Source organism: Companilactobacillus insicii (genome assembly GCF_003946015.1).
Taxonomy (GTDB): Bacteria; Bacillota; Bacilli; order Lactobacillales; family Lactobacillaceae; genus Companilactobacillus; species Companilactobacillus insicii.
The window spans coordinates 20,390-27,661 of sequence record NZ_RHNU01000031.1 but is presented as its reverse complement, the minus strand read 5'-3'; the positions used below and the strand labels follow the sequence as shown (position 1 = coordinate 27,661).

The window sequence follows — 7,272 nt, the reverse complement described above, 5'->3', positions numbered from 1 at the left end:
GCGAAAATACCCCACCAATTCCATTTAGAATGGCAAAAAAATAGTAGAAATAACCGTATATCAGTTATTTCTACTAAGTATTATCTGAGATATTAGTTTTGTCCCAGACTCATTTGTAGTTATACGGAAGAAGTTGTGTTTCGTTGCGCGTTTACACTACAAATCCAATAAATTTTATATTTATGTCAAAATCTCTTTTTTCGTCCACCACACTAATATGTACTACAATTATATTATGTTGATTGTTCAAAATTCTTATTCAAAGAGGAGCCCAAATTATGGACGAAACAGAAAAAGTTCAAATCCTATCCGATTTGGTAGCTATCCATACTGCTAATGATAACGAAAAAGAAATTGCTGAATATTTACAAAACCTATTCTCCAATTATGGAATTGAAGTCAAAATGATTAAGTACTCTGACACCCGTTATAACTTAGTGGCCGAAATTGGAAACGGCAAACCCGTTTTGGCCGTTAGTGGACATATGGACACTGTTTCAGCGGGTGACATTAACCAATGGAATACAGATCCCTACAAGTTAACTGAAAAAAGCGGTAATCTTTATGGATTAGGTGCCGTCGATATGAAAAGCGGACTTGCGGCATTAGTAATTGCCATGATCGAACTACATGAAAATAAATTGCCAAAAACTGGTACCGTAAGATTATTAGCAACTATCGCTGAAGAAGTCGGCGAATATGGAGCTGATCAACTCACTTCTCAAGGTTATATGGACGACGTCGATGCCTTATTAATCGGTGAACCGGGTGGCTACAATTTTGTATACACACATATGGGGTCATTAGATATCAGAGTTACTTCTGAAGGCAAAACTGCGCATAGTTCTATGCCAAAATCTGGTAATAATGCCATTGATCACTTATTAGACTTCTTGCATCAAGCTAATAAGCAATTCAAAAATACCGGAAAATCTGACCCTGTAATGGGAGACTTTATTTTCAACGTAACTACTATCAACGGAGGTACACAAGTTAACGCTATTCCCGGTCACGCAGAAGCTGAAATCAATTCAAGAACTTTACCAGAATACACCAGTGATCAAGTATTAACTAACCTTCAAAAAATAATAAATAAGTTGAACTCGGAAAATGATGACTACCATCTTGATGTCAAAGTAATTATGAAATTAAATCCCGTAAAAGCTTCTGATCATTCTAAGCTACTCAATGTAGCAAGTCAGGTTGCAAAAGAGCATACTGGTCTAGATGTTGGAAAATATGGTGTCGCTGGAACTACCGATGCAGCAATGTTTTTACGGAATAAACCTGATGATTTTGCTTTTGTTATGTTTGGACCCGGTAATGACACACCACATCAAGTCAATGAATATGTTAATAAGGAAATGTATCTTAAATTCATTGATATGTACAAGGATATTTTTGTTAAATATTTGTAATATTAAATTGATAGACAATCAAGAACTTTGATTGTAGACTAAGTAGACAAATGTCTAAGGAAAGAAGTTTTACATGAGAAGACACATTTTATCGTTTGTATTGTTGTTTGCTTTAGGTGGAATTTTTTTGGCCGAATATACAGATGTATTGCCAACTACATTACAAGCTAAGATCGTTACCAATTTATCTAAATCAAAAAACTATGTAGAATCAGCATTAGAAGAATATGTTCCGAAGGTAAAATCATTTACTAATTCTACAAACACTGCCACTGAAGAGTCTACTAAACAAGAATCAGCTTCATCCCAAGATAAACAAACTGAATCTGCTAATCAAACACCTGCCTTTTCAATGGTAAATAAGTTTGTCATTGGAAATACTTACTATTATCATTTCACTGACAAAACGCCTAAAGTGGCACGTCAAGCATTCAACGATGCTATATATGCCTACAATCGAACCGGTGTGGTAAAACTTATCGAAGGTAAGGGCAATTCAAGTGTGAATACAATAACATTCTCAATCTACTACAAAGATGAAGGCCAGCGAGCTCAGACATTAGAATTAGGAACTGGTGGTCCTGAATTGACCTATAAGACAAACGATCCATCTAAGGCTGCAATCAATCACGCCTCAGCCAAGATCAACATGAACTACCCTGAATCAGTCAGCGATTCTGTAACAATGCATGAATTGGGACACGCCCTTGGATTAAATCACAGCACAGATACTCATTCTGTCATGTACCCTACTAATCAAGGGGTCAAATCTTTGTCCGATGATGATATTGCTGGTTTAAAATCAATTTATAACAAATAATAGCCGTCGAATTTAATCGACGGCTATTATTTGTCATAAATCCTTCTAAGCTTTTTTATTGAACGTTCAAATTCATCCTCAGTTATGTAAGCAAAAGATAACCTTAAAGATCTACTATGCTTAAAATCATAAATATCACCTGGATTCAAAAGAACCTTTTCTTTTACTGCTTGTTCAAAGAATTGTTCAATTTTAATTTTGCTTTTAAATGTTAACCAAATATAGAAACCACCTGTTGGTACATTCCATGTGGCAATATCACTCATATATTTGCTCAAACTTCTAACAGCTCGATCACGCCTATTTCGTAGTTTTCTAATTAATTCTTCGAGATACTCATCATATAGACCACTATTCATAAACTCGGTCAGAACCCATTGAGATACAGAACTAGCTCCATAATCCATCTGCATTTTTACATCACCCAGGCGCTGTACTATCGGTTTACTAGCAACGATCCAGCCGATTCTTAATCCTGGAGCCAAGGTCTTAGATGCCGTACCCAAATAAATCACCATATCATTTTTATCCCAGCTTTTAAGTGTCTTGGGCTGACCATCATCGTAACAAAGCTCTTGATACGCCCCATCTTCAATTATTGGCAGGCGATTCTCTATGCAAAAGTCTAATAAGGAGCGGCGGCGTTCCATTGACATTGTTATTCCTGTGGGATTTTGATTGGTTGGAATAGTGTATAAAATATTATTGAATTTGTTGGTAACTCTAGGCAGTTTCCAATATTGTATCCCCTCATTGTCCATCGGGATACCCGATAATTCCATACCCATTGATTGAAACAGTTGTAAAGACTTCAAGTAGCTAGGAGCTTCCGTGTAAACAGTACTGCCACGCTGTAGAAGTGCAGCTGATATTAACTGCAGAGCTTGCAATGAACCGGATGTGATCAAAATATTATCTGCATCCACGTTCAATCCTTCAGCATTCAAATGATCAGCTAAGGCTTCTCGCAATTCCAATAATCCTAATGGTTCCAGATATCCTAACGACATAACTTTAGTTCCGAGTCTATTCAATACTTTCTGCCACATTTCTTGAGGAAATAAACTTGGATCAATCTCACCAGTGCCTAATCTGATCAAATCAGGTTCAAATTCAAGACGGTTTATTTCCTGGATAATATTATTATTCTCATGAAAAAATCCAGTAGCAATAAACTTATTCCAATCGGTTGTTGTAGGCAAAAACAACGACCAAGTATTACTAATAACTTCAGTTCCTGCACCGCTTTTCCCACTTATAATTCCATAAGATGTCAATTCTTCAATAGCAGTTGTGATTGTACTTCGATTAACCTCGAATAACTTAGATAAACTTCGTTGCGACGGTAATTTCGTTCCAACGGGCCATTGACCTCGAGATACATTGTTACAAACAAATTGAAATATTTGCTGATACAGGGGTACAGAACTTTTTTTATTAGGGCGCCACAATATTTGTTCTGCATTTATCTTTTTCATTTAACTACTCCATTTGGTTGGGTTGATAATTACCATTGGCTGGTTACAATTCAAGCATTTACTAATATAATCACGTATACAAGTGATATTTACAATCAATTATACGTAACTTGGTTGGTTAGGAGTAATTAAATGAATTATTTATTACAAGGTTTAACAATGGGATTGGCTTACGTCGCTCCAATCGGATTACAGAATTTATTCGTAATCAATTCATCATTAAAGCATTCTAGAAAACGTGCACTGCTAAACGCATTAATTGTCATACTTTTTGATATTTCGTTGGCACTTAGCTGCTTCTTCGGTATTGGTGCTATTATGAAAAAATACCAATGGCTACAATTAATCATTTTATTAGTCGGAAGTCTCATCGTCATTTATATAGGAATCGGTCTACTGAAGGAAAAAGCTGCGACAGAAACTAGCTTAAAAACGGCCGATACTCTAAGTAGCACCATTGCTACAGCATTTATTGTTACATGGGCAAATCCGCAGGCTATTATTGATGGGACAATGATGTTAGGCGCATTTCACGTAACATTACCTGCTTCTAGTTCATCAGCCTTCATTACAGGTGTTGCTCTTGCGTCCGCAATTTGGTTTACGGTTTTGACACTAGTAATCTCCACCTTTAGCAACTGGTTCAATCCCAAAGTACTCAGAATTATTAATATAATCTGTGGAATTATAATAATTGTTTATGGTATTAAATTATTTATCAATTTTATTTTCATGTTTTAAAGTGTTGCAACATAAGCTTTTAGAAACCATAAGATTCCAAAAAGCAACATAAAAATTTGAGAATCATTAACATTTTTTTAATTTAGACTTTACTTTTTAAAAACAAATGCTTATTATAAGTGTCACAAGATAAAGACGACAAGAAAGAAGAGTAAGTTACTTCAAACTGACAGTGAATTGAGGATAGTGAGAACTCAAACAGTATTTGAAATATCTGAATAACACTTTCTTATGTTTCTAACTGAAATGACTCGTTCAAAGTAGGTCTAGACGTAACCGGTACGTTACCATCGGCAGAGTATAGCAGTTTTGTACTCTTATTGAGGTGGCTTATTTTACATAAGCAACTTGGGTGGTACCGCGAAAGTCTTTCGTCCCTTTTATTAGGGATGGAAGACTTTTTTTGTTACCCGTCTTCTATCAGTCAATAAAAAAATCAAGGGAGATAATCTTATGCATTTAACAATTCCAGAATCATACGATCCAAAACTATCAATTATTGATACGCAAAAAGCCATTCGTTACATCCGTGAAACTTTTCAAGACGAATTCGGTAAAGAACTAAATCTTTCACGTTTATCAGCACCAATGTTTGTTGAAAAATCAACTGGTTTAAACGATAACTTGAACGGTGTTGAAAAGCCTGTATCATTCGACATGAAGGATATGCCAGATCAAACTATCGAAATCGTTCACTCACTTGCTAAATGGAAACGTGTTGCTTTGAAACGTTATGGTTTCGGAATGCATGAAGGTCTCTATACAAATATGAACGCCATTCGTAAAGACGAAGATTTAGACAACATTCATTCAATCTACGTTGACCAATGGGATTGGGAAAAGATTATTTCTAAAGACGAGCGTAACATTGATACACTTAAATCAACTGTACGCGATATCTTCAAAGTTATTAAACACATGGAACATGAAGTTTGGTACAAGTTCCCCGAAGCCGTTTATCATTTACCAGACGAAATTCACTTCGTAACAACACAAGAATTAGAAGACAGATTCCCTGATATGACACCTAAAGAACGTGAGAACGCCATTACTAAAGAACTCGGTTGTGTCTTCCTAATGCAAATTGGTGGCAAGATGAAATCAGGCAAACGTCATGATGGCCGTGCCCCTGACTACGATGATTGGAAACTAAATGGTGATATCTTATTCTGGTATGAACCTCTACAAATGGCACTTGAAATTTCAAGTATGGGTATTCGTGTCAGTGAAGAATCAATGAAGGAACAACTTAAAGACGCCGGTGCTGAAGATCGTCTTAAACTTCCATATCACCAAATGCTTGAAAAAGGTGAACTACCTTACACAATCGGTGGTGGTATCGGACAATCACGTCTATGCATGTTGCTACTTGGAAAAGCCCACGTTGGTGAAGTTCAAGCTAGTGTATGGCCACAAGATATGATTGATAAATGTTACGAAAACCATATTCAAATTTTGTAATAAAAACCAAAATAGCCTCCCTGTTGGGAAGCTATTTTTTGTTTAAATCACATATTCGTTCATAGGTTTTGTTAAATAATAATTATTTGGTAACTTCTCTGTAGTAATATATCCTGCGTCAGCATTTATAAGCATAGGAATTCTATTCACTAACGTTCCACAAGTCAGTTCAACAGTTGCAGGTCTATTCACTGATATTGAGGTAGTTGGTTCCCCCTCAAATGTCCAATCATTCTTGTCAAAGTCATCTGTATCATAAACATAACCCTGACACTGAGTTTCAAAGTTAATTCCTTCTTCTGTTTTAGTTGTAACAATAGCAGACATGCCAACTGCATATCCAGCTTTAACAGTCATATTCAATGTTTCGGAATGAATATCCTTATCCTTAACTATTGGAACACATTTCTGAGTTTGTGAAATAATGTGAAGTCCTAATTTACTACACAACCAACCATTCTGATTCCACATATATGAAGGAACTACCTTACCTTCTTTAATTGCTTCTACTGTTTCATGATAATCAAGGTCATTATATTTACCAATTTGTTTCTCGAACTCATCTACTGATAATCCCGCACCATGACCTTCGGCTAACGCAATTCCATAATCTTCAACATTATAACTGCTAATACCCTTGATTATATTAATCTGATTCATAGAACCCGCCAAAGTAGTAACTAAGCTACCCCAATACATATCAGGATATCCACTACCAGCTAAAGTACAATTACCCTTCTTAGCTAAATCATCCAATTTTTTTGTAATTTCATATGAGGAATTCCATGGATATAATGACTCTTCACAAGTACTAATAGCATTAATTCCATTCTCCGCACATACTGCAAAAGCTGGTTCTAATTCTTTCATTGTCGATCTAGTAGCAATAACACAAACATCTGGTTTAATATCCTTCAAGACACTACCAGCATCTTTGGCATTACTGATTTTAGCATCAACACCGCTTATTCCTAATACATCACTGACATCCTTACCAATAATTTTTGAATTAGTATCAAATGCTGCTACTAATTCGCCACCATGTTCCGTAACATAGCGGATTAGATACTTAGCCATTTTCCCACAGCCATATTGAGCAACTCTTACTTTTCTATCCATAACAGACACTCCTAACAAATAATTATTATTTTTGTTTACAACATCAATTCTAATATCTATAGTTGGTATAATGTAAAGTGAAAAAATTAACAATTACTTTATAGATCTAATGCCTATATACATTATTTATTAAACTGATAAACATCATACTAAATAAAAAATGATTGTAAAACATTATACTTACAACAATGTTTAGAGATTGGACTAATAACTTTGAAAAATGAATATTTAACTA

The 7,272-nt window shown here is 35.3% G+C and carries 6 protein-coding genes and 1 other annotated feature; of the genes, 4 read left to right on the top strand and 2 right to left on the bottom strand.

The features are described 5' to 3' along the window. Positions 1-278 precede the first annotated feature (278 nt). Entirely contained in the window at positions 279-1,418 is a 1,140-nt protein-coding gene (locus tag EKM79_RS09700; RefSeq protein ID WP_125568257.1) for an ArgE/DapE family deacylase, read from the top strand. 127 nt (positions 1,419-1,545) lie between these two features. Continuing rightward, positions 1,546-2,238 (top strand): matrixin family metalloprotease, encoded by a 693-nt coding sequence (locus tag EKM79_RS09695; RefSeq protein ID WP_164506061.1) that lies wholly within the window; start codon positions 1,546-1,548, stop codon positions 2,236-2,238. A 26-nt stretch (positions 2,239-2,264) separates the two neighbouring features. On the opposite strand, the gene pdxR is transcribed toward EKM79_RS09695, so the two are convergent. Continuing rightward, a complete protein-coding gene (gene pdxR / locus EKM79_RS09690; RefSeq protein ID WP_125568253.1) occupies positions 2,265-3,716 on the bottom strand; it encodes a MocR-like pyridoxine biosynthesis transcription factor PdxR in 1,452 nt (483 codons plus the stop codon). Between the two features lie 132 nt (positions 3,717-3,848). Between pdxR and EKM79_RS09685 the strand changes: the two genes are divergently transcribed. Both EKM79_RS09685 and asnA read left to right on the top strand, forming a co-directional pair. Continuing rightward, on the top strand, positions 3,849-4,457 hold the full coding sequence (locus EKM79_RS09685; RefSeq protein WP_125568251.1) for a LysE/ArgO family amino acid transporter: 609 nt from the start codon (positions 3,849-3,851) through the stop codon (positions 4,455-4,457). A gap of 129 nt (positions 4,458-4,586) precedes the next feature. After that, positions 4,587-4,839: a binding site (T-box leader), on the top strand. Between the two features lie 71 nt (positions 4,840-4,910). Next, a complete protein-coding gene (asnA, locus tag EKM79_RS09680) occupies positions 4,911-5,918 on the top strand; it encodes an aspartate--ammonia ligase (RefSeq protein ID WP_125568249.1) in 1,008 nt (335 codons plus the stop codon). Between the two features lie 42 nt (positions 5,919-5,960). Here the strand turns inward: asnA and EKM79_RS09675 are convergent, their stop codons facing one another. Further along, the gene (locus EKM79_RS09675) at positions 5,961-7,037 is read right to left on the bottom strand and encodes an NAD(P)H-dependent amine dehydrogenase family protein (RefSeq protein ID WP_125568247.1); all 1,077 of its coding nucleotides are present in this window, start codon (positions 7,035-7,037) and stop codon (positions 5,961-5,963) included. Positions 7,038-7,272: the final 235 nt, after the last annotated feature.